This window comes from Streptomyces sp. NBC_01012, assembly GCF_045162755.1.
Classification (GTDB): domain Bacteria; phylum Actinomycetota; class Actinomycetes; order Streptomycetales; family Streptomycetaceae; genus Streptomyces.
The window spans coordinates 5,817,160-5,841,918 of sequence record NZ_CP108688.1; the positions used below are offsets into that span (position 1 = coordinate 5,817,160).

General features: G+C 71.4%; 22 protein-coding genes. 6 read left to right on the top strand and 16 right to left on the bottom strand.

The features are described 5' to 3' along the window. Positions 1 to 43: 43 nt before the first annotated feature. Both OG623_RS26160 and OG623_RS26165 read left to right on the top strand, forming a co-directional pair. The gene (locus OG623_RS26160) at positions 44 to 862 is read left to right on the top strand and encodes a class I SAM-dependent methyltransferase (protein ID WP_406149729.1); all 819 of its coding nucleotides are present in this window, start codon (positions 44 to 46) and stop codon (positions 860 to 862) included. 68 nt (positions 863 to 930) lie between these two features. Continuing rightward, positions 931 to 2,742: a choline/carnitine O-acyltransferase gene (locus tag OG623_RS26165; RefSeq protein ID WP_406149730.1), complete on the top strand. Its 1,812-nt coding sequence runs from the start codon at positions 931 to 933 to the stop codon at positions 2,740 to 2,742. A 103-nt stretch (positions 2,743 to 2,845) separates the two neighbouring features. On the opposite strand, the gene OG623_RS26170 is transcribed toward OG623_RS26165, so the two are convergent. Both OG623_RS26170 and OG623_RS26175 read right to left on the bottom strand, forming a co-directional pair. Beyond that, the gene (locus OG623_RS26170) at positions 2,846 to 3,421 is read right to left on the bottom strand and encodes a TerD family protein (protein WP_406149731.1); all 576 of its coding nucleotides are present in this window, start codon (positions 3,419 to 3,421) and stop codon (positions 2,846 to 2,848) included. 115 nt (positions 3,422 to 3,536) lie between these two features. Beyond that, a complete protein-coding gene (locus OG623_RS26175) occupies positions 3,537 to 4,115 on the bottom strand; it encodes a TerD family protein (protein ID WP_406149733.1) in 579 nt (192 codons plus the stop codon). Positions 4,116 to 4,221: 106 nt separating this feature from the next. Between OG623_RS26175 and OG623_RS26180 the strand changes: the two genes are divergently transcribed. Then, positions 4,222 to 4,452: a hypothetical protein gene (locus OG623_RS26180; RefSeq protein WP_406149735.1), complete on the top strand. Its 231-nt coding sequence runs from the start codon at positions 4,222 to 4,224 to the stop codon at positions 4,450 to 4,452. Positions 4,453 to 4,473: 21 nt separating this feature from the next. On the opposite strand, the gene tatA is transcribed toward OG623_RS26180, so the two are convergent. Beyond that, complete coding sequence (gene tatA / locus OG623_RS26185; RefSeq protein ID WP_406149737.1) at positions 4,474 to 4,743, bottom strand: Sec-independent protein translocase subunit TatA; 270 nt, start codon at positions 4,741 to 4,743, stop codon at positions 4,474 to 4,476. Between the two features lie 149 nt (positions 4,744 to 4,892). Here tatA and OG623_RS26190 point away from each other — a divergent pair, with 149 nt between their 5' ends. Next, complete coding sequence (locus tag OG623_RS26190) at positions 4,893 to 6,446, top strand: LCP family protein (RefSeq protein ID WP_406149739.1); 1,554 nt, start codon at positions 4,893 to 4,895, stop codon at positions 6,444 to 6,446. 11 nt (positions 6,447 to 6,457) lie between these two features. On the opposite strand, the gene mgtA is transcribed toward OG623_RS26190, so the two are convergent. The 3 genes from mgtA to glnA all read right to left on the bottom strand — a co-directional run bounded on the left by mgtA (position 6,458) and on the right by glnA (position 11,019). Next, a complete protein-coding gene (gene mgtA, locus OG623_RS26195) occupies positions 6,458 to 9,118 on the bottom strand; it encodes a magnesium-translocating P-type ATPase (RefSeq protein ID WP_406152010.1) in 2,661 nt (886 codons plus the stop codon). Then, positions 9,084 to 9,434, bottom strand: coding sequence for an ArsR/SmtB family transcription factor (locus OG623_RS26200; protein WP_406149740.1), 351 nt, complete (start codon positions 9,432 to 9,434; stop codon positions 9,084 to 9,086). The genes mgtA and OG623_RS26200 overlap by 35 nt, the downstream gene beginning before the upstream one ends. Positions 9,435 to 9,609: 175 nt before the next feature. Next, entirely contained in the window at positions 9,610 to 11,019 is a 1,410-nt protein-coding gene (gene glnA, locus OG623_RS26205) for a type I glutamate--ammonia ligase (protein ID WP_406149742.1), read from the bottom strand. Between the two features lie 221 nt (positions 11,020 to 11,240). On the opposite strand from glnA, the gene OG623_RS26210 reads away from it, so the two are divergent. Beyond that, positions 11,241 to 11,708, top strand: a complete 468-nt coding sequence (locus tag OG623_RS26210; RefSeq protein ID WP_406149743.1) for an RDD family protein — start codon at positions 11,241 to 11,243, stop codon at positions 11,706 to 11,708. Positions 11,709 to 11,802: 94 nt separating this feature from the next. On the opposite strand, the gene OG623_RS26215 is transcribed toward OG623_RS26210, so the two are convergent. From OG623_RS26215 to lipB, 4 genes are all read right to left on the bottom strand, one after another. Continuing rightward, positions 11,803 to 12,513 carry a DUF4191 domain-containing protein gene (locus OG623_RS26215; protein WP_406149744.1) on the bottom strand — a complete coding sequence of 237 codons (711 nt, stop codon included), beginning with the start codon at positions 12,511 to 12,513 and terminating at the stop codon, positions 11,803 to 11,805. A gap of 43 nt (positions 12,514 to 12,556) precedes the next feature. Then, entirely contained in the window at positions 12,557 to 12,757 is a 201-nt protein-coding gene (locus OG623_RS26220) for a hypothetical protein (protein WP_406149746.1), read from the bottom strand. A 269-nt stretch (positions 12,758 to 13,026) separates the two neighbouring features. Next, positions 13,027 to 13,995: a lipoyl synthase gene (gene lipA, locus OG623_RS26225; protein ID WP_406149748.1), complete on the bottom strand. Its 969-nt coding sequence runs from the start codon at positions 13,993 to 13,995 to the stop codon at positions 13,027 to 13,029. Positions 13,996 to 14,129: 134 nt separating this feature from the next. Then, complete coding sequence (lipB, locus tag OG623_RS26230; protein ID WP_406149749.1) at positions 14,130 to 14,951, bottom strand: lipoyl(octanoyl) transferase LipB; 822 nt, start codon at positions 14,949 to 14,951, stop codon at positions 14,130 to 14,132. A 314-nt stretch (positions 14,952 to 15,265) separates the two neighbouring features. Here lipB and OG623_RS26235 point away from each other — a divergent pair, with 314 nt between their 5' ends. Beyond that, the gene (locus tag OG623_RS26235) at positions 15,266 to 16,876 is read left to right on the top strand and encodes a regulator (protein ID WP_406149750.1); all 1,611 of its coding nucleotides are present in this window, start codon (positions 15,266 to 15,268) and stop codon (positions 16,874 to 16,876) included. A gap of 9 nt (positions 16,877 to 16,885) precedes the next feature. Here OG623_RS26235 and OG623_RS26240 read toward each other — a convergent pair whose 3' ends face one another. From OG623_RS26240 to OG623_RS26265, 6 genes are all read right to left on the bottom strand, one after another. Then, a complete protein-coding gene (locus tag OG623_RS26240; protein WP_406149751.1) occupies positions 16,886 to 18,199 on the bottom strand; it encodes an NAD(P)/FAD-dependent oxidoreductase in 1,314 nt (437 codons plus the stop codon). A gap of 218 nt (positions 18,200 to 18,417) precedes the next feature. Beyond that, positions 18,418 to 19,317, bottom strand: a complete 900-nt coding sequence (locus tag OG623_RS26245) for a TIGR01777 family oxidoreductase (RefSeq protein ID WP_406149753.1) — start codon at positions 19,315 to 19,317, stop codon at positions 18,418 to 18,420. Positions 19,318 to 19,404: 87 nt separating this feature from the next. Further along, entirely contained in the window at positions 19,405 to 19,926 is a 522-nt protein-coding gene (locus tag OG623_RS26250) for a DUF4240 domain-containing protein (RefSeq protein WP_406152012.1), read from the bottom strand. 83 nt (positions 19,927 to 20,009) lie between these two features. Continuing rightward, positions 20,010 to 20,978 (bottom strand): helix-turn-helix transcriptional regulator, encoded by a 969-nt coding sequence (locus OG623_RS26255; RefSeq protein WP_406149755.1) that lies wholly within the window; start codon positions 20,976 to 20,978, stop codon positions 20,010 to 20,012. A gap of 73 nt (positions 20,979 to 21,051) precedes the next feature. Next, positions 21,052 to 23,721, bottom strand: coding sequence for a pyruvate dehydrogenase (acetyl-transferring), homodimeric type (gene aceE / locus OG623_RS26260; RefSeq protein WP_406149757.1), 2,670 nt, complete (start codon positions 23,719 to 23,721; stop codon positions 21,052 to 21,054). Between the two features lie 280 nt (positions 23,722 to 24,001). Beyond that, entirely contained in the window at positions 24,002 to 24,625 is a 624-nt protein-coding gene (locus OG623_RS26265) for a GntR family transcriptional regulator (protein WP_406149758.1), read from the bottom strand. Positions 24,626 to 24,759: the final 134 nt, after the last annotated feature.

Sequence of the window (24,759 nt, forward strand, 5' to 3'; positions counted from 1 at the left end):
CGGTTCAGGCACCGCCCCGCGCGACCCACCGAGGAGAAGCCCCTTGCGTTTCGACGCGTCAGGAAAAGTCTCGCTGGACCACATCTACACCGCGCCCGACCCCCGCACGTACTTCCAGGTGCTCCGTCCGCTCGGCTACTGCGTCCCGCAGCTGGCCAAGCCCTACTTCGGCAAGCTCGTCAAGGAGTACCGGGAGGCGGAAGGGGTGGCCGCCCCACGGGTGCTGGACATCGGCTGCTCGTACGGGATCAACGCCGCCCTGCTCAAGTACGACGCCACCATGGACGAGCTGTACGCACGCTACGACGGCAGCGGCCCCGAATCCCGCGCCGGACTGCTGGAGCGCGACCGCGCGCTCTCCCGCTCCCGCAGCCCCGCGAACCCCCTGCGCTTCACGGGCCTGGACGCCTCCGTCAGCGCCCTGGCCTACGCCCGGGAGGCGGGGTTCCTCGACGACACCGTCAACGCCGACCTGGAGACGGGCGACCCCACCCCCGCGCAGCGCGCCCGCCTCGCCGGGACGGACCTCGTGATCTCGACGGGCTGCATCGGCTATGTCACCGAGCGCACCCTCACCCGAGTCGTCCGCGTGCAGGGAGGCCGCCTCCCCTGGATGGCGCACTTCGTGCTGCGGATGTTCCCCTTCGACCCCGTCGAGGAGGCCCTGGACGCGCTGGGCTACCGGACGACACGGGTCGACGAGGTCTTCAAACAGCGGCGGTTCGCGGGCCCGCAGGAACAGCGAGGCGTCCTGGAGGGCCTGGCCGCGTCCGGTGTGGACGCGAGCGGTCTCGAGGAGGACGGCTGGCTCTACGCTCAGCTCTATCTCTCCAGGCCGCGGGCCAGGCGGACCAGCCCCTGACCACCCACCACCCACCACCCACCACTTCACCGACCGAACTCGCCGAACTCACCGAGAAGAGAGCCGCATTGAACGTCAGTCAGGAAGCAGCAGCCGAAGCGACCTTCGCCCGTGAAGGCACCCTTCCGCGCGTGCCGCTGCCCACGCTGGAGGCGAGCTGCGAGAGGTTCCTCGCCTGGTGCGCCCCGCTGCTGACCGCCGAGGAGCGGGCCACGACGGAGGCCGAGGTCACCGCCTTCCTGCGGCCGGGCGGTCCCGGCAGGACCCTGCAGGCGGCGCTGGAGGAGTACGACGCGAGCGAGGGCGTGCACAGCTGGCTGGACACGTTCTGGCCGTACCGCTATCTCGGCCGCCGGGACCGCATCGCGCTGAACGCCAACTTCTTCTTCCTGTTCCAGGACACCGGCCAGGGGCAGCTCGACCGGGCGGCCGGACTCGTCGCCGGGGCGCTGCACTACAAGCGGCAGCTCGACGAGGGGCTGATCGCGCCGGTGGAGCAGCGCGGCGTACCCCAGTCGATGGTGCAGAACATGTACCTCTTCTCCACGACCCGTATCCCCGGGGTGCCGCTGGACACGGTGCGCGCCCCGTACAGCGAGCGGGAGCCCGGCCCGTCCACGGCCCGGCACATCGTGGTGTTCTTCCGGGGCTCCATGTTCCGGCTGGACGTGCTCGGCCCCGACGGCATCCCGCACACCCTCGACGAGATCGAGGCCGCGCTGCGCGCCGTCACCAAGGCCGATGTCCACACGGCGCCGACGGACCGGGTCGGCCACCTCACCACCATGGCGCGCGCCGAATGGGCGGACGCCCGGGCGTCCCTCGCCGGCGGCAGCCCCGGCAACGCACGGGCGCTGGAGGACATCGAGACCGCGCTGTTCTGCGTCTGCCTGGAGGACTTCGCACCCGAGGACACCCAGGCCGTCTGCGACGAGCTGCTCCACGGGGACCGCGGCAACCGCTGGTTCGACAAGGCCGTCTCCTTCGTCGTCTACGCGGACGGCAGGGCCGGCATCAACGTCGAGCACTGCGAGCTGGACGGCACGACCGTCCTCAGCTTCACCGACGCCCTCCTCGGCACCTCGCCGGACGAGCACTCCCGCCGCTCGGGAGCGCGCCCGCAGGGCGAGCCGGTGCCGCACCCCCTGGTCTTCGAACTGGACGCGACCCTGCGGGCGCAGGTGCGTGACGCGGCCGAGGCGTTCGCCGCGTACGGCGCGGACACCGCCACCCGCACCGTGTCGTTCGGCGACTTCGGCAGCACGGCGGCCAAGGCGCTCGGGGCGTCGCCCGATGCCTTCGTGCAGGCCGCGTACCAGCTGGCCCACCAGCGGGCGAAGGGCCGCCTGGGGGCCACGTACGAGTCGATCGCCACCCGGCAGTACCGCCACGGCCGCACCGAGGCGATGCGGGTCGTCACCCCCGAGATGCCCGTCTTCGTCGCGGCGATGGAGGACCCGGCGGCGGACCGCGACACCCGGCGGGCCGCGTTCAGGGCTGCCGCCGGAGCCCATGTGGCGCGGGCGAAGGAGTGCCAGGCGGGCGAGGCACCCGAGCAGCACCTCTGGGAGCTGGAGCTGATCCAGCGCCGCCGGGGTGACGCGCTGGGTGTGCCCGAACAGCCCGCCCTGTACCGCTCGCCGGGCTGGGTCACGATGCGGGACGACTATCTGAGCACCAGCTCCGCGCCGTCCGAGAACATCCAGTACTTCGGCTTCGGCTCGACGAGCAGCCGCTGCATCGGCGTCGCGTACGTCCTGCTGCCGGACCGCTTCAACCTCTGTCTGAGCACCCCGCGTGCGGTGGCCGGCCAGATGCACGCCTTCGCCGACCACCTCCGCGAGGCGGTCACCGAGCTGCGCGAGCTGCTGGCGGACTGAGCGGGGGCCGGCCGCCGGGGGAGCGGCCCGGCCACCGGGGGAGGGGCGCCGTACGCGGATCCCCTTCCCCGGGCTCAGTGCGCCGTGCCCCGCCCCGGACGGCTCAGATGTTGACGCCGAAGTCGGCCGCGATGCCCGCGAGCCCGGAGGCGTATCCCTGGCCCACCGCGCGGAACTTCCACTCGCTGCCGTGGCGGTAGAGCTCACCGAAGACCATGGCGGTCTCCGTCGACGCGTCCTCGCTCAGGTCGTAGCGGGCCAGCTCGGCGTTGTCGGACCGGTTGATCACCCGGATGAAGGCGTTACGCACCTGGCCGAAGCTCTGCCCGCGCGCGGTGGCGTCATGGATGGAGACCGGGAAGACGATCTTCGCGACCTCGGCCGGCACGGACGCCAGGTCCACATTGATCGACTCGTCGTCGCCCTCGCCCTCGCCGGTGAGGTTGTCCCCGGTGTGCTGGACCGAACCGTCCGGGCTGTTGAGGTTGTTGTAGAAGACGAAGTGGCTGTCCGAGACGACCTTGTCGGCTTCGCTGCACATCAGGGCGCTGGCGTCGAGGTCGTGATCCGCGCCTGTGGTGGTGCGCACGTCCCAGCCGAGTCCGACCGTCACGGCGGTGAGACCGGGGGCCTCCTTGCTCAGCGATACGTTGCCGCCCTTGGCCAGGCTGACTCCCACGGGGTTCCTCCATTGCTTCTGGTCTGCGTCGTCATCCGGTCCAACGCCGGAGTGGCCGCTATCGTTCCATCGATTGCGCAAGCTGGAAACTGTTGCGGAGCGGGAAGCGCCGGGGTCAGCCGATGTTCACACCGTAATCCGTGGCGATGCCGCCGAGCCCCGAGGCGTAGCCCTGTCCGATGGCGCGGAACTTCCACTCGCCGCCCCTGCGGTAGAGGGCGCCGAAGACCATCGCGGTCTCGCCGGCCGCGTCGTAGGACAGCTCGTACCGGCACATCTCGCGGCCGGTGAGGTTGTCCACGACCCGGATGAAGGCCTCGTCGACCTGGCCGAAGTTCTGGCCGCGTTCCTCGGCCGCGTGGATGGACACGGCGAAGACGACCTGGCCGGTCTCGTCGCCGAGGCGGTCGAGGTCGATGAGGATCTGCTCGTCGTCGCCCTCGCCCTCGCCGGTGAGGTTGTCCCCGGTGTGCCGGACCGCCCCGTCGGGGCTGGTGAGGTTGTTGTAGAAGACGAAGTGGTCGTCGGACGCGACCTTCAGGTCCGTGCCGCAGACGATCGCGGACGCGTCCAGGTCGAAGTCCGTACCGCCGACCGGCCGGGCGTCCCAGCCCAGACCGACGGTGACGTCGGCGAGCGGGGTGCCGTCCTGGTTGAGGACGACGTTCTGGCCCTTGGTGAGGCTGACGCCCATGTGCGCTGCTTCTCCCGAGTCGAGACGTTCCGGAATCCGGCGCGGCCGTTCCGGTGTGATGGATTCACGATAGTTTATGACATGCGCAACTATTAATGTGTTGAGTATGACTGGAGACGTTACGACGGTGTGGGAAGTGGCGGTGCTCGACGGCGGGCCCGCCGACGGGCTGCGGATGAGGGTCGCCGACCGGCCCGGGGTGGTGCAGGTCACCTGCCCCTGCGAGGTGGACGGCCCGTCGCCCGGGGTGCGGGTGGACGCGCTGTACGTCTACCGGCGCAGGCCGGGGGTGAGGGGCGAGCCGCTGCGCTACGGCTTCGACGCGGCCAGCCCCTGACGCCCCGGCGGGGGTGTGTGCTCACCTGGCCCGGGCGCCGCCCTCGGGTGCGACCGGCCGCTCGGCTGCGGCGGCCGGACGCTCGGACGAGGCGGTGCCCGGTGCGGCACCCGGCGCGGCGCCGCCGGGTGCCGCACCGTCCTCCTTCATCGCCTTCGTCTCGCTCTTGAGGATCCGCAGGGACTGGCCCAGTGCGCGTGCGGAGTCCGGGAGCTTCTTCGAGCCGAACAGCATGATGACCACGATCCCCAGCACCAGCAGGTGCCAGGGTTCCAGTCCGTTGCGGAGCATGGTCACCCCGTCCTTTCTGTCGTCGGCGCGGGCCCGCGCACCACCGGGGTGCGAAGCACGCTTCAAAGATTGCTAGATTGCGCAACTGTACAAGCTTGGGGCGGGTTCGGTCGTCCCCTCCGCCGGAGCCGGACGAATGGGGCGTACAGATGGCAGGCAGTCACCGGGCGAAAGCAGCCGCACCCCGGCGCGACACGGGGGCCAGGGCCTCAGGACGGCGGCCGAGGCGGTCCCGGATACGGATCGTCCTCGTCACGGCGGTCTCGCTGCTCGTGCTGATGACCGCCGGTGCGGGCTGGGTGTATCTCAAGATCAGCGGCAACATCGACACCTTCGGCGCGGACGGGATCTCCGACGACCGGCCCGCCGCCACCACCGACGGGCAGAACGTCCTGGTGATCGGTTCGGACGCCAGGACCGGAGGGAACAGCGAACTGGGCGGCGGGGACAAGAACGACGTCGGTCGCTCCGACACGGCGTTCCTCCTGCATGTCTACGCCGACAGCCGGCACGCCGTCGCGGTGTCCATCCCCCGCGACACCCTGCTCGACATCCCGCCGTGCAAGCTGCCCGACGGCAGTTGGACCGAGACCAGGCACCAGGCCATGTTCAACGAGGCGTACGCCACGGGCAGTACGGCCGAGGGCAACCCCGCCTGCACCCAGAACACCGTCGAGAGCCTCACCGGGCTGCGCGTCGATCACACCGTGGTCGTCGACTTCAACGGCTTCTCGGAGCTGACGGAGGTCGTCGGCGGCGTGGAGGTCTGTGTGCCGCAGGACATCTACCAGCAGGACCTGAGCCCCGGCCGCACCACGCGCGGCAAGCGCATCTTCACCGAAGGGGTGCAGAAGGTCGCCGGCCGGAAGGCCCTGGACTACGTGCGCATCCGGCACGGCATCGGCGACGGCTCCGACATAGGCCGCATCAAACGGCAGCAGGCGTTCGTGGGCAGTCTCCTCAAGAAGGTGAAGAGCGACGGACTCACGCCCACGAAACTGCTCCCGCTCGCGAACGCGGCGACGACCTCCATGACCGTCGACCCCGGCCTCGGATCGGCCGACAAGCTGGTCTCCTTCGCGATGTCGCTGAAGGACATCGATCTGCGGAACACCCGGTTCGTCACCATCCCCTGGCGGTACGAGGGCGCGCGTGTGGCGATCGTCGAGCCGGACGCCGGCGCGCTGTGGGCGGCGCTGAAGGCCGACCGCACCCTGGAAGGGGAGGATGCCGGCGGGAAGAAGAGTTCCACCCGTGGTGCCACCGGGAGCTCCACCCCCTCGCCGGACGCCGACGAGCAGATCTCCGGCAAGGGCATCTCCACCACCGTCCACAACGGCACCCTGGTCACCGGACTCGCCGCCCGTGCGACATCCGTCCTGGAGGCGGCCGGTGTCACCGTCACCGATACGGCGACGGCGGACAGCCAGGACCACGGCAGCACAGTCATCGAGTACGGGCCCGGCCGGAAGGAGGAGGCGAAGACGCTCGCCCGGCTCCTCGGCACCGGGGAGCTCCACGCCTCGACGGACCAAGGCCTGGACGTCGTACTCGGGCAGTCCTACGCCGGTCAGGCCACCGGCGATCCCTCCGGTGCGGGGTCTCCCGGGGCCTCCCCGGCCCCCTCCGAAGTGCCGACCGAGGTCGCCGAAGGCGCGCGCTCCGCCGACCAGGACCTGTGCGAGGGACTCTCGTACGGATGACCCGGGCGCCGCTACGCCCCCTCGTAGCGGGACCTGGCGACCGAGAGCGCCGCCGTGTACAGCGCGAGGACCGCGGCGAGCAGCGGGTAGTACAGGGCAGGCAGCGCGGTCATCCCCAGCAGCGGCCCGAGTGGGGAGGGCGGCAGCAGGATGCCGATCACGGCGAGCCCGGCGGCGGCCCAGCGGACCGGGCTCGCCGTGGCGCCCCGGCCGGTGCGGCGGGCGGTGCGCAGCAGCACCATCACCAGGGCCTGGGTGAGCAGGTTCTCGGTGAACCACCCGGCGTGGAAGGCGGCCTCGTCCGAGTGGGCGGCGTCGTGCAGGGCCAGCGCGAGCACACCGAAGGTGGCCAGGTCCGCCGCGGCCCCCAGCATCCCGAAGCCGGTGATGAAGCGAAGGAAGCGGCGCGGTTGCAGCACCGTGGGCCGCCGGAGTTCGAAGGGGTGCAGCCGGTCGAAGGCGAAGGCGAGCTGGGCGGCGTCGAAGCACAGGTTCTGGACCAGGATCTGCGCCGGGAGCATCGGCAGGAAGGGCAGCATCAGACCGGTCGTGAGCATCGCGATCACGTTGCCCAGGTTGGAGGAGAGCGTGATGCGCAGATAGCTGGCGATGTTCACACTGCTGTACCGGCCCGCGGTGATCGCATGGGCGATGGCCGTCAGGTCCTTCTCGGCCAGGACCACATCGGCGCTCTCCCGGACGACGTCCACGGCGTCGCGCGGACAGACCCCGACATCGGCCGCGTGGAGCGCGGGCAGGTCGTTGACGCCGTCGCCGAGGAACCCCGTGGTGTGTCCGTCGGCGCGCAGCACGGAGATGATCCGGGCCTTGTGCTCGGGAGCGCAGCGCGCGAAGACGGTGGTGCGGCGGGCCAGGTCCGCGAGCTCGTCGTCCGCCAGGCCGTCGACGGTGTCGGCGGAGAGTACGACGCCGGGGTCGAGCCCCAGGTCCCTGCACGCGCGGGCCGCCGTGCCCGGGTGGTCACCGGTGAGGATCTTGACCGTGACGCCCCGGTCGGCGAAGACTTCCAGCGCGTCCGCTGCGGTCGGCGCGAGGGCGTCGCGCAGGGCGACGAAGCCGAGGAGGGTGAGGCCGCGCTCGTCGGCCGGGGTGTAGTCGCGGCTGCGGGCCTGGCGTTCGCAGGTCGCGACGGCGAGCAGCCGCAGGCCGCTCCGTGACTCCCGCGCGGCGAGCGCGAGCAGCCGTGCCCGCTCGTCCTCGGTCAGCGCGCAGCGCTCCAGCACGTCCTCCGCCGCACCCTTGACGACCATCGTGTGGAGCCCGAGGCGGCCAGGGCGGCGTACGACGGCGGTGGACAGCCGCCGCACCGGATCGAAGGGCAGCGCGGCCACACCCTCGTACGCCAGTGGCTCGTCCTCCTCGACGGCGTCCAGGATCGCCTCGTCCAGGGCGTCGGGCGCGGGCAGGTCGGCGAGCTGGAGTGTCCACCAGGCATTGACGCCCGCCCAGTGCAGCACCTCACGGTCCGGACGGCCCCGCACATCCAGCGCGTGGTGCAGGACCGGCCGGTCCTGGGTGAGGGTGCCCGTCTTGTCGAGGCACAGCACATCGACCGCGCCGAGATCGTGCAGCGCGGGGAGCCGCTTGACGATGACCCGGTGGTCCCGGGCGAGGAGGGACGCCCCACGGGCCAGGGCGGTGGTGACGATGACCGGCAGCATCTCGGGGGTGAGCCCGACGGCGACCGCCACCGCGAACGGCAGCGTCTCGAACCCCCGGCCGTGCAGCGCCGCGTTGGCCATGAGCACCAGCGGCGGGGTCAGCAGCATGAAGCGGATGAGGACCCAGGAGATCCCGTGCACCGACCGGTCGAACGCGCTGGCCACGCGCTGGCCAGGACCGCTCTGGGTGGCGGCGAAGCGGGTGTGCGCCCCGGTCGACAGGACGACAGCGGTGCCGCTGCCCGATGCCACGCTGCTGCCCTGGAAACACAGGTGCGGCTGGTCGAACGGCCCGCCCCGGGGCTCGGGCGCGTCCACGGAATACTTCGCCACCGGCGCCGACTCGCCCGTCAGCGGCGCCTGGTGCACGGTGAGGGCGTTCGCGCGCAGGATCCGCACATCGGCGGGGACCAGATCACCGGGGCCGAGACGCACCACATCGCCGGGCACCAGCTCGTCGACCGGGACCTCCCGTGACCGGGGCGTCCCGTCGTCCTCCGTCCGCCGCAGCACGGTCGCCGTGGTCGCCACGAGACTGCGCAGCGCGGCCACCGACCGGTCGGCCCGGCGCTCCCCGCCCGCGCGCAGCGCACAGCTGACCACCACCAGCGAGAGGATCACACTCGCGGTGCCCCAGGCAGCGACGACGGCCGACACCAGCCCCAGACACAGCAGCACCACGGTGAACGGATCCCGCAGGCTCCCCACCAGCCGGCGCGGCCAGGAGGGCGTACGCCACGAGGGAACCGTGTTCTCGCCGAACCGGGCCAGCCGCTCCTCGGCCTCCGCCTCGACGAGCCCGCGGGGCCCGCTGTCGAGATGCCGCAACACCTGGAGGGAGGTCAGCTCGGGCCAGGGCGGCGGCCCCTCGCCCGGCCGGAGATCCGTACCCACCGCCCGTCGCGCCCACCGCTCCCCGGGGCCCGCAGGATCGGTGGCTCCCGCCGTCGCGCTCTCAGGCACCGAGGTCACGGAGGCGGGGCGGAGCATCACGCGCGGCACGCGTGGTCAGCTGGCCGATCATCAGCCGTACCACCGTCACCACGTCGGCGTCGTCGACGTAATACACCTGCCGCCGCCCCTCCCGCCGGGAACGTACGAGACCGGCGAGCTTCAGCTTCGTCAGATGCTGGCTCACCGCGGGCAGGGCACCGCCCACCCGGTGGGCAAGACCGCTCACATCGCTCTCGCCCTCGGCCAGGGCCCACACGATGTGCAGCCGAGGCGGCGACGCCAGCAGCCCGAACGCCGCAGCCGCGTCCGCCAGCACCTCGGCGGACGGATCGTCGGGGTTCCCTGCTGCCACCTGCGCGCTCCTGTCCGGCCTGGGCCGCACTGCCGGGCCCGAGGAATCTCAGTGTAGGTGCCCCCCGAATCCGGCCGTGGCCCTCGCGGGCGGGGACGGAGACGGCGAGGGCCGCCGCCCGGTGTTCCGGGTGACGGCCCTCGCCGGTGTTCGTGCGGGCCGATCGGCCTGATCCTCAGAGGTCGAAGTACAGCTCGAACTCGTGCGGGTGCGGGCGCAGCTGGATCGGGGCGATCTCGTTCGTGCGCTTGTAGTCGATCCACGTCTCGATCAGGTCGGGCGTGAAGACGCCGCCGGCCTGGAGGTACTCGTGGTCGGCCTCCAGTGCGTCGAGGACCGCCGGGAGCGAGGTCGGGACCTGCTGGACGCCCGCGTGCTCCTCGGGGGCCAGCTCGTAGAGGTCCTTGTCGATCGGCTCCGGGGGCTCGATCTTGTTCTTGACGCCGTCCAGGCCGGCCATCAGCAGGGCCGAGAACGCCAGGTACGGGTTCGAGGACGGGTCGGGGGCGCGGAACTCGACGCGCTTCGCCTTCGGGTTGGAGCCCGTGATCGGGATGCGCATGGCGGCGGAGCGGTTGCGCTGCGAGTACACCATGTTGACCGGCGCCTCGAAGCCCGGGACCAGACGGTGGTAGGAGTTCACCGTCGGGTTGGTGAAGGCGAGCAGCGACGGGGCGTGCTTCAGGATGCCGCCGATGTAGTAGCGCGCCATGTCCGAGAGGCCCGCGTAGCCCTGCTCGTCGTAGAACAGCGGGTCGCCGCCGGCCCACAGGGACTGGTGGACGTGCATGCCCGAGCCGTTGTCACCGAAGATCGGCTTCGGCATGAAGGTCGCGGTCTTGCCGTTGCGCCAGGCGACGTTCTTCACGATGTACTTGAAGAGCATCAGGTCGTCGGCCGCGGCGAGCAGCGTGTTGAACTTGTAGTTGATCTCGGCCTGGCCCGCGGTGCCGACCTCGTGGTGCTGGCGCTCGACCTGGAGGCCGTTCTTGTCCAGCTCCAGGGAGATCTCGGCACGCAGGTCGGCGAAGTGGTCGACCGGCGGCGTCGGGAAGTAACCGCCCTTGTAGCGGACCTTGTAACCACGGTTGTTCTCGACCGCACCGGTGTTCCAGGCGCCGGCCTCGGAGTCGATGTGGTAGAAGCTCTCGTTCGCCGACGTCTGGAAGCGGACGTTGTCGAAGACGTAGAACTCCGCCTCGGGGCCGAAGAAGGCGGTGTCGGCGATGCCGGTCGAGGCGAGGTAGGCCTCGGCCTTCTTGGCCACGTTCCGCGGGTCACGGCTGTACTGCTCGCCGGTGATCGGGTCGTGGATGAAGAAGTTGATGTTCACCGTCTTGTCGCGGCGGAACGGGTCGACCCGGGCCGTGGAGAGGTCGGCACGCAGCGCCATGTCCGACTCGTGGATGGCCTGGAATCCGCGGATCGACGAGCCGTCGAAAGCCAGTTCATCGGCCGGGTCGAAGGTCGCCGCCGGAATCGTGAAGTGCTGCATCACACCCGGCAGGTCGCAGAACCGGACGTCGATGAACTTGACGTCGTTGTCGGCGATGTACTTCTGGACTTCGTCGGCGTTCTGGAACATCCAACTCCTCCTACTCCCGACCCGGGAAAGGGCGGGGTTGCAGCTCGTCTGTGCGGCCAGTGCGGTGGCACACGCTGGTCCTGACCATAGGCAGACAGGATTTCTCCAGCATGACCCATTTGTTTCGCACAAGTTAACCAGGGCGACCGCGGGCGGCACCTCGACGATGTGTTCCGCACCCGCCAGGACGGGCGCGGAAGCGGGCGCAGTACCGTGGACGGGTGGACAACAGGCAAGCAATCGGATCGTGGCTCTCGGGGCCCCGCGCGGCGGCCGAGGAGATGGGCGCCGACTTCGGTTACCGGGGTCAGCGCCTCGGTCTGCCCCAGGAAGGCCCGGGGTCCGTGGCCCCGCTCGGCCGGCGCTTCGGGGCCCTCTTCATCGACTGGGCCGTGTGCATGCTGATCGCATACGGGCTGCTCGCTCGCGGTGACCAGCAGGCGGCGGGGAACTGGGCGCTCGGCGTCTTCCTCGTCATGAGTCTGCTGACCGTCGGAACCGTCGGCTCCACCCCCGGCAAGCGGATTCTGGGCCTGCGGCTCATCTCCGAGGACGGCGGACGGCTCGGCACCGTGCGGGTCGTCCTGCGGACGGTGCTGCTGCTCCTGGTGATCCCGGCCATCGTCTGGGACCGGGACAGCCGCGGCCTGCACGACCGGCTGGCCCGCGCCGTCCAGGTGCGCATCTGAGACGCGGGAGCACGGGAGCACAGGACACGAGAAGAAGAGGAGCGGCCCCGGACGACGCACTCGTCCGGGGCCGCTCCTCTTCTTACGTGTTCGGTCAGCGCATCTTTCCGCCGCGCGGCATCCGCATGCCCTTCGGCATGGGCCCCTTCGGGAGCGGCATGTTGCTCATCAGGTCGCCCATCGCCCGCAGTCGGTCGTTGGCGGCGGTCACCTGCGCCCCGGTCAGGACCCGCGGAAGCTTCAGCATCGTGGTGCGGACCTTCTTCAGCGGCACCTGGCCGTTGCCACCGTCGCCGACGATGATGTCGTGCACCGGTACGTCGACGACGATGCGGGCCATCCGCTTCTTCTCCGCCGCCAGCAGGCTCTTCACCCGGTTGGGGTTGCCCTCGGCGACCAGGACGATGCCCGCCTTGCCCACCGCGCGGTGGACGACGTCCTGGCTGCGGTTCATCGCGACGGCAGGAGTCGTGGTCCAGCCACGGCCCACCCGGTCCAGCACCGCCGCGGCAGCGCCCGGCTGGCCCTCCATCTGCCCGAAGGCCGCACGCTCGGCACGCCGTCCGAAGATGATCGCCATCGCGAGGAAGGCCAGGACGAAGCCCAGGATGCCCGCGTAGACGGGGTGACCGATCAGGAAACCGATCGCGAGGAAGACGCCGAAGGTGACGATTCCCACACCCGCGACGACAAGACCCACCTTGGGGTCCGTCCGCCTGGTCATCTTGTAGGTCAGGGCGATCTGCTTGAGCCGCCCCGCGTTCTCGGCGCTGTCCGCGCCGTCAGTGTTTGCCTTCCTCGCCATGCACAGAAGTTTACGTGGCCCCGGAGCGGCGCAGGAACGCGACCTAGGAACGGTGGTCGGCCACGGCCTTCAGCACATGCTCGGCCTCGACCCGGTCCTGCGCCCTGCGGCGGTCCTCCAGGACCGCTGTCCAGGCGTTGCGGCGGGCGGTGCGCTGGCCGCCGCTCAGCAGCAGCGACTCGACCGCGCGGAGCGCGGTGGCGACGGTCGGGATGGCGTTGGCTCGTACCGGTGCGGCGTGCATGGTGGACGTTCCCCCTCGGAGCGGATGCGCGCGCCCGGCGCGCACTGAGTAGCGGGAAGCAGCGACGACGGCGGCTGCGGAGCCACCGCGTATGTACCTAGGGTCACTGCTCGGTGTTACCAGTGCATGACCGGTCGGTCAAACACCAATGAAACCCTGATTTCGACGGCGCGCACGCCGACGCGGCCCATACGGGCCCCTGGCCTGCGGGGGACGTACGGACCGCGTCGTCGCGGGCATTACCGCTCAGTAGCTTCTTGTGCGCCGATTCACACGGCGGGGGCGGTCACGGCGGTCGCTCCGCGTCGCTCCATCGCCTGCTGGAAGAGGCGTCCCGCGCGGTACGAGGAGCGCACCAGCGGGCCCGACATGACGCCGGAGTAACCGATCGCGTCGGCCTCGTCCTTCAGCTCGACGAACTCCTGCGGCTTCACCCAGCGCTCGACCGGGTGGTGCCGCGGGGAGGGCCGGAGGTACTGCGTGATCGTGATGAGCTCGCAACCCGCGTCGTACAGGTCCTGGAGCGCCTCGCTGATCTCCTCGCGGGTCTCGCCCATGCCGAGGATCAGGTTGGACTTCGTCACCAGACCGGCCTCACGGGCCCGCGTGATGACGTCGAGGGAGCGCTCGTAACGGAAGCCGGGGCGGATCCGCTTGAAGATCCGCGGCACCGTCTCGACGTTGTGCGCGAGGACCTGGGGGCGCGAGGAGAAGACCTCGGCGAGCTGCTCGGGCTCCGCGTTGAAGTCGGGGATCAGCAGCTCCACCTTCGTGGCGCCGCTCTCCCGCTCCGCGGTCTGGGCGTGGATCTGGCGCACGGTCTCCGCGTACAGCCATGCGCCGCCGTCCTCCAGGTCGTCGCGTGCGACGCCGGTGATCGTGGCGTAGTTGAGGTCCATCGTCACGACGGACTCACCCACGCGGCGGGGCTCGTCACGGTCCAGCGCCTGCGGCTTCCCCGTGTCGATCTGGCAGAAGTCGCAGCGCCGGGTGCACTGGTCGCCGCCGATGAGGAAGGTCGCCTCGCGGTCCTCCCAGCACTCGTAGATGTTCGGACAGCCGGCCTCCTGGCACACGGTGTGCAGTCCCTCGGCCTTCACGAGCGCCTGCATCTTCGTGTACTCGGGGCCCATCTTCGCCCGGGTTTTGATCCACTCGGGCTTGCGCTCGATGGGGGTCTGGCTGTTTCGGACCTCCAGGCGCAGCATCTTGCGCCCGTCGGGTGCGACACCGGACACTCCGGCACCCCTTTGCTTTCGCTGCATTGGATTCTTCGGCGAACACCAGGGTACGCCCGTGGTTAGAACGGCCTTACGTCTGGCCAACCTGTGGCCGAGGGGGCCTATTCCCCGCGACCCTCCCCGCGCTCTCCCTACACCGAGGCGGCCGGCTCAGCCGCCGGCTCCTTCGGCGCGATGACCCGCGGCGCGAGCTCCGCGTTCTCCAGGATGTCCCGCAGGTGTCTCTCGACGACCGGGAGGATCTCGTCGATCGTGATCTCGCGGCCCAGTTCGTAACTGAGCGAGGTCACCCCGGCGTCCCGGATGCCGCACGGCACGATCCGGTCGAACGAGGTGTTGTCCGGGTTCACGTTCAGGGAGAAGCCGTGCATCGTGACGCCCTTGGCGACCCGGATGCCGATCGCGGCCAGCTTGCGGTCCTCGCGGCGCTGTCCCGCGTTGGAGGGCGCGTACTCGGGGCCGTTCAGCCGGGGGTCGAACTCCTCGTCGTGGAGGCGGGGGTCGAAGTCGAGGGAGAGCCCGCCGAGCGACGGGCGGTCCTCGACCGGGTCACCGAGGACCCAGACGCCGCTGCGGCCCTCGACCCGGCTGGTCTCCACGCCGAACTCGGCGGCCGTACGGATCAGGGCGTCCTCCAGCCGCCGGACGTGCGCGACCACGTCCACCGGGCGGGGGAGCTTGAGGATCGGGTAGCCGATGAGCTGCCCGGGGCCGTGCCAGGTGATCTTGCCGCCGCGGTCGACATCGATGACCGGGGTCCCGTCCAGCGGGCGTTCGCTCTCCGTCGTGCGCCGCCCCGCCGTGTAGACGGACGGATGCTCGAGGAGCAGGCAGGTGTCGGGGACGGTGTCCTCGAACCGGGCGGCATGCACCTCGCGCTGCTTCTGCCAGGCCTCCTGGTAGTCGACCCGTTCCTCACCGAATCCCAGACGGACGAACCGCAGCTCACTCACTCGGGTGCCTCCCTACTCGCGGTGGCGGAGGGCCGGGGAGGTCCCCTGAGCCACGTCACCATGCACTGATGTGCGCCCCGAGCCACTGTACGACCGCCGCGGAACACGGAGTCCGGCAGGTTACGGACGGGGGCCATGCGTCAGCGATCCGACAATCCTCACACGATCGGATGAACATGGAGCGAAGGTCATCGACACCGCCGCCGGGGCGGTTAAGTTCGCGCCGTTCCATGACGGGCTCGCCCGCTCCCCATCGTGGGGGGAGCCCGTGAGGGCTGCCCGCCCGGCGCCGAAGGCAGGAGACCTTACAGCTGATGTCGGAACGACCTCCGCAGCGCACCCCGAACCGGCGGCTCGCTGCCCTCATCGCGGAGGCCGGGTTCTCCCATGCGGGCCTGGCCCGCCGGGTGGACCAGCTCGGCCTCGAACACGGGCTCGACCTGCGATACGACAAGACCTCGGTGACCCGCTGGCTGCGCGGCCAGCAGCCCCGGGGCACCACCCCCGCGCTGATCGCCGAGGTCTTCACCAGACGGCTCGGGCGCCGGCTCTCCGCCCAGGATCTGGGCCTGGACGCGTGCGCGCCCGTCTATGCCGGGCTGGAGTTCGCGGCCACACCCGCCGAGGCCGTCGACATCGTCAGCGGGCTGTGGCGCAAGGACTCGGGCAGCCATGCGGAGCTGCGCAAGATCGCGTTCACGCCCGCGGGGCTTGTCGTCCCCAGCCGGGACTGGCTGATCGGACGGGCCGACGAGTGGGTCGGCCACGGTGAGCAGCGGGAGCGCGGCAGCGCTGCCGCCGCCGGTGGTCTGCCCGCCCCCCGTACGCCCGCCGATGGCCATGGGGCCAGGCCCCCGCACGGGCTCCACCAGACCAACGGGACCGGCGCCCCGGGCCCGGCACAGGCGGTGGGCGGCGCCAGGTCCGGCTCCACCCGTGGGCCCAGCCCCTCACGTCCGCCCGCCCCCGCGCCACCGCCCCCGGGCGTCCCGCGCCAGCGGGGGACCGAGCACGGCGCGGGCCAGCGGGTCGGCAGCGGTGACGTCGCCGCGCTGCGCTCCGTGGGCGAGCTCTTCCGCACGCTGGACAACACCTACGGCGGAGGCCACGCCAGGCAGGCTCTCGTCCGGTATCTGGAACACGAGGCCGAGCCGATGCTCCGGGGCAGCTACGGCGAGACGATGGGCCGCCGGCTGTTCTCCGCCGCCGCCGATCTGACCCGGCTCGCAGGCTGGACCTCGTACGACATCGCGGCGCACGGCCTGGCCCAGCGCTATTTCGTCCAGGCGCTGCGGCTCGCCCAGGCCGCCGGGGACCGGGCGTACGGCGCCTTCGTGCTGATCACGATGAGCCGGCAGGCGGTCTATCTCGGGCACGGCAGGGAAGCCGTCCAGCTCGCACGCGTCGCCCAGCAGGGCATCGGCTCCTCCGCGTCGCCCGTCGTGCTGGCCCTGCTGCACTCGGTCGAGGCGCGCGGGCACGGCGTCCTCGGGGAGACCAGGTCCTGTGTCGCCGCGCTGGTGCGGGCGGAGCGGGCGCTGGGGATCTCCCGGCCGGGGGACGACGCGCCGCACTGGGCGCGCTACTTCGACGAGGCCCAGCTCGCGGACGAGTTCGGCCACTGCCACCGCGACCTCCAGCAGTACCGCGTCGCGGCCCAGCACGCCGAGCGGTCGCTCCAGCTGCGCGCTCCGGTGTACGCCAGGAGCAGGCTGTTCTGCCGGGTGGTGCTCGCCTCCGCGCGGCTCGGGCTCGGCGAGCTGGACCAGGCGTGCCTGCTGGGCGCCGAGGCGGCCCAGCAGGCGGCGGAGATGCGGTCGGTGCGGGCGACGGAGTACGTACGCGACTTCGAGCGCCGCCTGGAGCCGTACAGGGACGCCGTCGCCGTACGCGGATACCGCGACCGGGTCGCCGCGCTGGGCTGACGGAAGGTCTCAGGCGGCGGTCGGCAGCCGCGTCCCGTCGTCCTGCCGCACACGCACCCCCAGATCCGTGAGGATCGCCGACGCGGCGCGCCTGCCCGAGCGCAGCGCCCCCTGGACCGTGCTGATGTCGCGGTGGTCGCCGCACACGTACAGCCCGGTGAGCAGCCTGACGGGCCGGCGTGGGTCGTGCGGCGGCGGCATGGCGGGCACGGCCTCCGGGTCGTGACGGGCGGCCAGCAGCTCCCAGCCGTCGGTGGACGTGCCGTACAGCCGGGCCAGATGGGCGCGTACCTCCTCGTCGAGGTTCCTGGGCGGCGGGCCGAGCACCGTGGAGGTGATCAGGGTCCGGCCGCGCGGGGCGCGCGAGGGGTCGACCTCGCTCATCACCGCGGTGTGCGCGACCGGCCCCGAGCGATCCGCGTCCAGCAGCAGACGGCCGCCGGTGACCGGTGCCTCGTCGGCGGTGTGGTGCACCACGGTCACCGGGTGGAACGCGGGCATCCGCAGACCGGGCAACAGCTCGGCCGCTGCTCCCGCGCCGGTGGCCAGCAGGAGCGAGCGACAGCCGAGCTCGCCGTGCTCCTTGGTGCGTACGGACGTGATGTCGGCGGCCGTCACGTGCACCCCGGTGCGCACGGTCCCGGGCGGCAGAGCGGCCGCCAGCAGCTCGGGCAGTGTCGCGGAACCGCCCGCGGGCACGCAGAGCCGGCCGCGCGCGTAGTCCCGCAGGGTGAGCTCGGCGATGCGGCTGGAGGTGCTGAGCCCGGGGTCGCCGAGCAGCGCCGAGAGCAGGGGGTGCAGGAATCCGGCGGCCGTACGGGGCGGGAGGCCGCGTGCCGCCAGAGCGTCGAGCGCGGTCCTGTCAGGCCTGGCCAGGATCCGGGACTCGGGAGCGGTGGCGAGACGGGCCAGCCAGGCCCCGAGCCTGGCCTGTTCGATGGCCCCGCCCAGAGGCGCGCGTGGGGCGCTCGACCGGGAGCGCACAGCACGGAGTGCGCCCCGCGCGCTCCGTACATCTCCGGCGCGGTACTGCCGCCCTCCGCTGTGGACGAGCACCCCGGGCGCGAAGTGCCGCAGCACCAGCCCTTCGAGCCCCGGGGTGCCGCTCAGCCCCGGATACGCGGAGCTGAGCAGTGGACCGAGATGGTCGAGCCGGAAACCGTCCATGTCCTGGGTGGCCATCCGCCCGCCCACCTGCGGGGCGGCCTCCAGGACGCTGACGTCGACCCCTGCGCCGATCAGCCGGTGAGCCGCCGAAAGGCCGGCGGTCCCGGCCCCGATGATGACCACATCCGCGTGGTCCGCTGTGTGTGCCCCGATCACGTGCCCCTCCCCGAGTCGGTGCGACTGGTGGGGGGCTATTGCCCCCAACAGGCTCCAGAAATGCCCGAGTTCGGGTCGAGGCTAGGTAGATGGCCGAGTCAGGTGCAGTCGCGCGCGCCCCGGGCACCGGTGCACGGGGTCGCACAGGGGGCCTGGAGCGGCGTCTGGGCGGCCCGGGAGCGGCCCCGGTACAGCGCAGGAGCGGCCCAGGAGAGCGGTCAGCGCAGAGCGGCGCGGATGGCCTCGTCGATGCCGGGGAAGGCGAAGGTGAAGCCCGAGTCGAGCAGCTGGCCGGGCAGCACCCGCTGGCTGGCCAGGACGTCGCCGGCGAAGTCGCCGAGCGCGAGCTTCAGCGCGGGCGCCGGAGCGGTGAACAGGGTCGGACGGCGCAGCACCCGCCCCATCGCGGCCGTCACCTGGGCATTGGTGACGGGGGACGGGCCCGTCAGATTCACCGGGCCTGACAGTGTCCCGGTGTCCAGGATGTGCCGCAGCGCCGCGATGTGGTCGTGCAGCGCGATGAAGCTCCAGTACTGCCGGCCGTTCCCCATCCGTCCGCCGAGCCCCGCCTTGAACAGCGGGAAGAGGCGCGCCCAGGCCCCGCCCCGCCGGGAGACGACCAGTCCGGTCCGCGCGTGGACGGTGCGTACGCCCGCCTCCTCGGCCGGAGCGGTGGCCTCCTCCCACTCCACGCACACGGACGGCAGGAAACCGTCGCCGGGCGGTGCGCTCTCGTCGACGGCACGGTCGCCCGTGTCGCCGTAGAAGCCGACGGCCGACCCGCACAGCAGCACCTTCGGCGGGGTGTCCAGGGAGGCCACCGCCTCGGCGACGGCCGCGGTGCCGAACACCCGGCTGTCCCGGATCTCGCGCTTGTAGGCCTCGGTCCACCGGTGGTCCCCGACCCCCGCCCCCGCGAGGTGGACGACCGCGTCGCAGCCGACCAGGCCCGCCGCGTCGACGTACTGGCGCTTCGGGTCCCACTCCACCTCGTCGCCGGTGGCGGCCGGGCGGCGCACCAGGCGCACCACCTCGTGCCCGTCGGCGCGGAGCGAGCGCACGAGCGCCGATCCGATGAGTCCGGTCGATCCGCTGACGGCGATTCGGGAGCGCAGCATGGCGTCCATCCTGCCCCATGTGCCGTCGGTCACGCGGAAGGCGGACGCGCGGCGCCCGCAGGGAGCCGTGTCGCACCGAGGACCGGCTCAGGCCGTGCCGAAGCGTTCCCAGAGCGCGGGGTAGCGCTCCGCCAGCGCCATGTCGTCGTCGAACCCGAAGGGCGTGCCCGCCGGTTCCGCCGGCTGAGGCGGCAGCCCCAGGTCGGGGGCGACCACCCCGGTCAGCTGCTCGTAGGCCTCGTCGGCGGCGTAGCCGATGTCCTCGCCGTCCCCGTCGACGGCCTCGTCGAAGTCGTCCAGGAGCTCGGCCAGCGCGTCCGGGTCGTGCACCGCGCCCTCGAAGACCTCCCGGCCCTGGGCGATCAGCCAGCAGCGGAAGTAGTCGAACGCGTCGTCGCTCGCCCCGCCGAGCAGCACGGCGGCCGCGCCCCACAGATCCCAGCGGTAGGCGCGGTTGTAGCGGGCCTCGAAGTGCCGGGCGAAATCCAGCACGGAGTCGGGATCGAGCCGTGCCAGCCGTTCGACGAGCAGATCGGCGTGGTCCTCGGGGTCGCCGTCGGCGGCCTCGCGGGTGTTGTCGATGATCTCCCAGAACTCCGTCTCGTCCATCACGGGTCCAGCATCTGCCCCGAGGGCGGCCGACGCACGCCCAGACACCGGAATGCGGCCTTCGGCGTCACTTCCGGGCCACTTCAGTGATAGAGGTCGCGCAGTCGTTCGGCGGTATCGGCAAAGCGTTCGCGCAGGGCGGCGGGGGCCAGGACCTCCACCTCCGGCCCCAGGGACAACAGCTGGCCGTACGCCACATCGGCGGACTCGACCGGCAGGACGACCGTGCGCCGGCCGTCCGCGTCCGGTGCCGACGCCCCGGCCAGCGCCTCGGCCGCGGCGGCCCGGTCCACGGTGTGCGGCAGCCGCCGGGCCCCCGCGTCCGACAGCCGTACGGTCACCTCGGTACGCAGGAGCGAGCGGGCGAACTGCGAGGCCCGCTCCTCCCAGAAACGCGGCAGGTCGAAGTCCTCGTCCCGTACGAAGCGGGTCTCCGACAGGACGACAGAGGTGAACCGGTCCATCCGGTACACCCGGAAGTCGTCACCGGCCCGCGCGCAGAGATACCAGACCCCGGCCTTCAGGACGAGCCCGTACGGAGCGAGCTCCCGCTCCACCTCGTCCGACGGCCGGCGGCGGTAGCGCGCCAGGACCAGCCGGTCGTCCCGGACGGCCTCCGCGACGGCGGGCAGCAGCTCGGGGGCGGGCGGATCGTGGTACCAGCCGGGCGCGTCCAGGTGGAAGCGCTGGGCCGCGGTGCGCGAGGCGTCCCGGAGCGACGGCAGCAGGGCGGCCGTCACCTTCAGCCGGGCGGCCGACGCGGCGTCGTCGAGCCCCATCTCGCGCAGGGCGGTGGGCAGCCCGGACAGGAAGAGCGCCTCGGCCTCATGGCGGGCAAGACCGGTGAGCCGGGTCCGGTAGCCGCCCATCAGCCGGAAGCCGCCGGCCCGGCCGCGGTCGGCGTACACCGGCACACCCGCCTCGGACAGCGCCTGGGCGTCCCGGGTCACGGTGCGCTCCGACACCTCCAGCTCCTCGGCCAGCTCCGCGCCGGTCATGGAGGGCCTGGACTGCAGGAGCAGCACCATCTTGATCAGCCGGGCAGCACGCATGGACCCATTGTGATGCGCGCCGGCGGGGTGCGGACGCCGGGCGACCCGGTACCCGCACCCCGCCGTCGCGGACTCACATGCCGTACTTCTCCCGGGCCTCCTTGACCTTCGAGGCCGGGATCTCGCCGCGGCGGGCCAGCTGGGCCAGCGCGGCGACCGTGACCGACTCGGCGTCGACACCGAAGTGGCGCCTGGCCCCCTCGCGGGTGTCGGAGAGGCCGAAGCCGTCCGTGCCCAGCGAGGACCAGTCCTGCTCCACCCACTGGCTGATCGAGTCGGGGACCGCGCGCATCCAGTCGCTGACCGCGAGGACCGGGCCGGGCGCACCGGAGAGCGCCTGGGTCACGTAGGGCACGCGCTGCTCACCGCGGAGCAGCGCCTCGTCGGACTCCAGCGCGTCGCGGCGCAGCTCGCCCCACGAGGTGGCGGACCATACGTCGGCCGTGACACCCCAGTCGGCGGCCAGCAGCTCCTGGGCCTTCAGGGCCCAGTGGATCGCCGTACCCGAACCCAGCAGCTGGAGGCGCGGCGCGTCCGCCGAGGCGGGCACGCCCTCCTTGAAGCGGTACAGGCCCTTGACGATGCCCTCCTCGACGCCTTCCGGCATCGCGGGCTGCTGCTTCGGCTCGTTGTAGACCGTCAGGTAGTAGAAGATGTTCTCGGCGTCCGGGCCGTACATCCGGCGCAGACCGTCCTTGACGATCACCGCGATCTCGTACGCGAACGCCGGGTCGTAGTTCAGGGACGCCGGGTTCGTCGACGCGAGCAGGTGCGAATGGCCGTCCGCGTGCTGGAGACCCTCGCCCGTCAGCGTCGTACGGCCGGCCGTGGCGCCGACGATGAAGCCCTTGCCGAGCTGGTCGGCGAGCTGCCACATCTGGTCGCCGGTCCGCTGCCAGCCGAACATCGAGTAGAAGATGTAGAACGGGATCATCGTCTCGCCGTGCGTCGCGTAGGACGTGGCGGCGGCGATGAAGTCGGCCATGGAGCCGGCCTCGGTGATCCCCTCGTTGAGGATCTGGCCGTCCTTGGCCTCCTTGTAGTACATCAGCTGGTCGCGGTCGACCGGGTCGTACGTCTGGCCGAGCGGGGAGTAGATGCCGGCCGAGGGGAACAGCGACTCCATACCGAAGGTACGGGCCTCGTCCGGGACGATCGGCACCCAGCGCCTGCCGGTCTCCTTGTCCCGCATCAGGTCCTTCACCAGGCGGACGAACGCCATGGTGGTGGCCATCTCCTGCTTGCCCGACCCCTTGTACAGGGCCTTGAAGGCGCGCTCCTCGGGCTGCGGGAGCGGCACCGTGTGCAGCCGGCGGGCGGGGGCCGGGCCACCGAGGGCGGCACGGCGCTCCTGGAGGTAGCGGACCTCGGGGGAGTCGGCGCCCGGGTGGGCGTAGGGGACGAGACCGTCCTCGAAGGCGCTGTCCGGGATCGGGAGGCCGAGCAGCTCGCGCATGCCCTTGAACTCGTCGATCGACAGCTTCTTCATCTGGTGGTTGGCGTTCTTGGACTCGAAGCCCTTGCCCAGCGTGTAGCCCTTGACCGTCTGGGCCAGGATCACGGTCGGCGCGCCCTCGTGCTCGACGGCGGCGCGGTAGGCCGCGTACACCTTGCGGGCCTCGTGGCCACCGCGGGAGCTGTAGAAACACTCGGCGATCTTGGCGTCGCTGAGGAGTTTCGCGAGCTCCACCAGGGCGGGCTCGGTGCCGAAGAAGTGCTCGCGGATGTAGGCCACGTCGCGCGTCGCGTACGTCTGGAACTGCGCGTCGGGGACCTGGCGCAGGCGGCGGATGAGCGCGCCCGTGGTGTCCAGCTGGAACAGCTCGTCCCAGGCGTTGCCCCAGAGCGTCTTGATGACGTTCCAGCCGGCTCCGCGGAACTGCGCCTCCAGCTCCTGGACCACGCGGAAGTTGGCGCGGACCGGGCCGTCGAGACGCTGCAGGTTGCAGTTGATGACGAAGGTCAGGTTGTCGAGCCGCTCACGGGCCGCGAGGGCGAGGGCGGCGGTCGACTCGGGCTCGTCCATCTCGCCGTCGCCGAGGAAGGCCCAGACGTGCGAGTTCGACGTGTCCTTGATCTTGCGGTTGGTCAGATAGCGGTTGAAGCGCGCCTGGTAGATCGCCGAGAGCGGGCCGAGGCCCATCGAGACGGTGGGGAACTCCCAGAGCCAGGGCAGCCGCCGCGGGTGCGGGTAGGACGGCAGGCCGTCGCCGCCCGACTCCTGGCGGAAGTTGTCGAGCTGCTGCTCGCCGAGGCGGCCGTCGAGGAAGGCGCGCGCGTATATACCGGGCGAGGCGTGGCCCTGGATGTAGAGCTGGTCGCCGGAGCCGTCGCCTTCCTTGCCGCGGAAGAAGTGGTTGAAGCCGGTCTCGTACAGCCAGGCCGCCGAGGCGAACGTGGCGATGTGGCCTCCGACGCCGTACCGGGCGCCACGGGTGACCATCGCGGCCGCGTTCCAGCGGTTCCACGCGGTGATCTTCGATTCCATCTCCAGGTCGCCGGCGAACGCGGGCTCGTCGGAGGTGGGGATGGTGTTGACGTAATCGCTCTCCAGCAGCTTGGGCAGCGCGATGCCGGCGCCCTCAGCGTGCTGGAGCGAACGCCGCATCAGGTACGCGGCGCGGTGCGGGCCCGCGGCCTCGGTGACGGCGTCGAGGGAGGCGGCCCATTCGGCGGTCTCCTCGGGGTCGCGGTCCGGGAGCTGGTCGAGCTCGCTCGGAAGCTTTGCTACGGGGTCGGTCATGATCGCCGCCTTCCGGAGTGGGAGGGGGTGGAGAAATCCCTGGCTGGCAGGACAGGGCGATGGGGCCGGGTGGGCCCGCGAGTGAACTGTAAGTCGCCGATCGATGATCGATCAAAGGGTGAAGGGCAAAACTTCTCGATATGAAGAAAAGTGGCATGCGGTGCCGCGAAACGGGGCACGGAGTGACGGGATCAAAGGCGCGAAACGGGCGCTGACCTGCACGCCTGAGCGACTCGCGCGCCGGATGGGCGCACTGCCCCGGGGTCGCTCGCCGGTGCTCTCAGGCGCGCGGCGCGCACCCGAGGACGTGCTCCTTCACCAGGACGCCGATCTGCGGGTCCTTCCGCAGGAACGCCTCGATGAGCGATTCGTGCTCCTCGGCGTACGACTTCTGCACGGTGCCGAGCCACCGGATCGACAGGGCGGTGAACACCTCGATGCCGAGTCCCTCCCAGGTGTGCAGCAGCACGGCGTTCCCCGCGGCGCGCACCATCTCCCGGTGGAAGGCCACCGTGTGCCGCACCTGTGCCTCACCGTCGGCCAGCCGGTCCGCCTCGTACAGCGCCGCCACATGAGGGGCGAGCGCCGAGCAGTCCTCGCCGAGCGCCGGGGCGGCCAGCTCGGCCGCGATCTGTTCGAGCCCGGCCCGCACGGGGTAGCTCTCCTCCAGGTCGGCCGCGGTGAGATTGCGTACTCGCACACCCTTGTTGGGCGCGGACTCGATCAGCCGCAGTGTCTCCAGCTCCCGCAGCGCCTCACGCACCGGTGTCTGGCTGACCTCCAGCTCGGTGGCGATACGGCGCTCCACGATCCGCTCGCCCGGCTTCCAGCGCCCGCTGACTATCCCTTCCACGATGTGCTCGCGGATCTGTTCGCGCAGCGAGTGGACGACGGGCGGGGTCATGAGGGGCTCCTTCGGGGCGAACCGGCGCTGCCTGCGCCGCACGGCGGCCGGGGGACGACCGGTGGTGTCCAGACAATGACGACCGGTGGTGTCTAGACAATACGGCGGCGCCCCCGCCCGGAAGTGTTCCGGAC

Excerpts from the sequence above, each read along its gene's own strand:
- OG623_RS26190 (WP_406149739.1), top strand. The coding sequence starts at position 4,893 with ATGGCAGGCAGTCACCGGGCGAAAGCAGCCGCACCCCGGCGCGACACG.
- aceE (WP_406149757.1), bottom strand. The coding sequence starts at position 23,721 with ATGACCGACCCCGTAGCAAAGCTTCCGAGCGAGCTCGACCAGCTCCCG.
- mgtA (WP_406152010.1), bottom strand. The coding sequence starts at position 9,118 with ATGCTCCGCCCCGCCTCCGTGACCTCGGTGCCTGAGAGCGCGACGGCG.
- glnA (WP_406149742.1), bottom strand. The coding sequence starts at position 11,019 with ATGTTCCAGAACGCCGACGAAGTCCAGAAGTACATCGCCGACAACGAC.
- OG623_RS26175 (WP_406149733.1), bottom strand. The coding sequence starts at position 4,115 with ATGGGCGTCAGCCTCACCAAGGGCCAGAACGTCGTCCTCAACCAGGAC.
- OG623_RS26250 (WP_406152012.1), bottom strand. The coding sequence starts at position 19,926 with ATGGACGAGACGGAGTTCTGGGAGATCATCGACAACACCCGCGAGGCC.
- OG623_RS26235 (WP_406149750.1), top strand. The coding sequence starts at position 15,266 with ATGTCGGAACGACCTCCGCAGCGCACCCCGAACCGGCGGCTCGCTGCC.
- OG623_RS26265 (WP_406149758.1), bottom strand. The coding sequence starts at position 24,625 with ATGACCCCGCCCGTCGTCCACTCGCTGCGCGAACAGATCCGCGAGCAC.
- OG623_RS26180 (WP_406149735.1), top strand. The coding sequence starts at position 4,222 with ATGACTGGAGACGTTACGACGGTGTGGGAAGTGGCGGTGCTCGACGGC.
- tatA (WP_406149737.1), bottom strand. The coding sequence starts at position 4,743 with ATGCTCCGCAACGGACTGGAACCCTGGCACCTGCTGGTGCTGGGGATC.
- OG623_RS26245 (WP_406149753.1), bottom strand. The coding sequence starts at position 19,317 with ATGCTGCGCTCCCGAATCGCCGTCAGCGGATCGACCGGACTCATCGGA.
- OG623_RS26255 (WP_406149755.1), bottom strand. The coding sequence starts at position 20,978 with ATGCGTGCTGCCCGGCTGATCAAGATGGTGCTGCTCCTGCAGTCCAGG.
- OG623_RS26215 (WP_406149744.1), bottom strand. The coding sequence starts at position 12,513 with ATGGCGAGGAAGGCAAACACTGACGGCGCGGACAGCGCCGAGAACGCG.
- OG623_RS26220 (WP_406149746.1), bottom strand. The coding sequence starts at position 12,757 with ATGCACGCCGCACCGGTACGAGCCAACGCCATCCCGACCGTCGCCACC.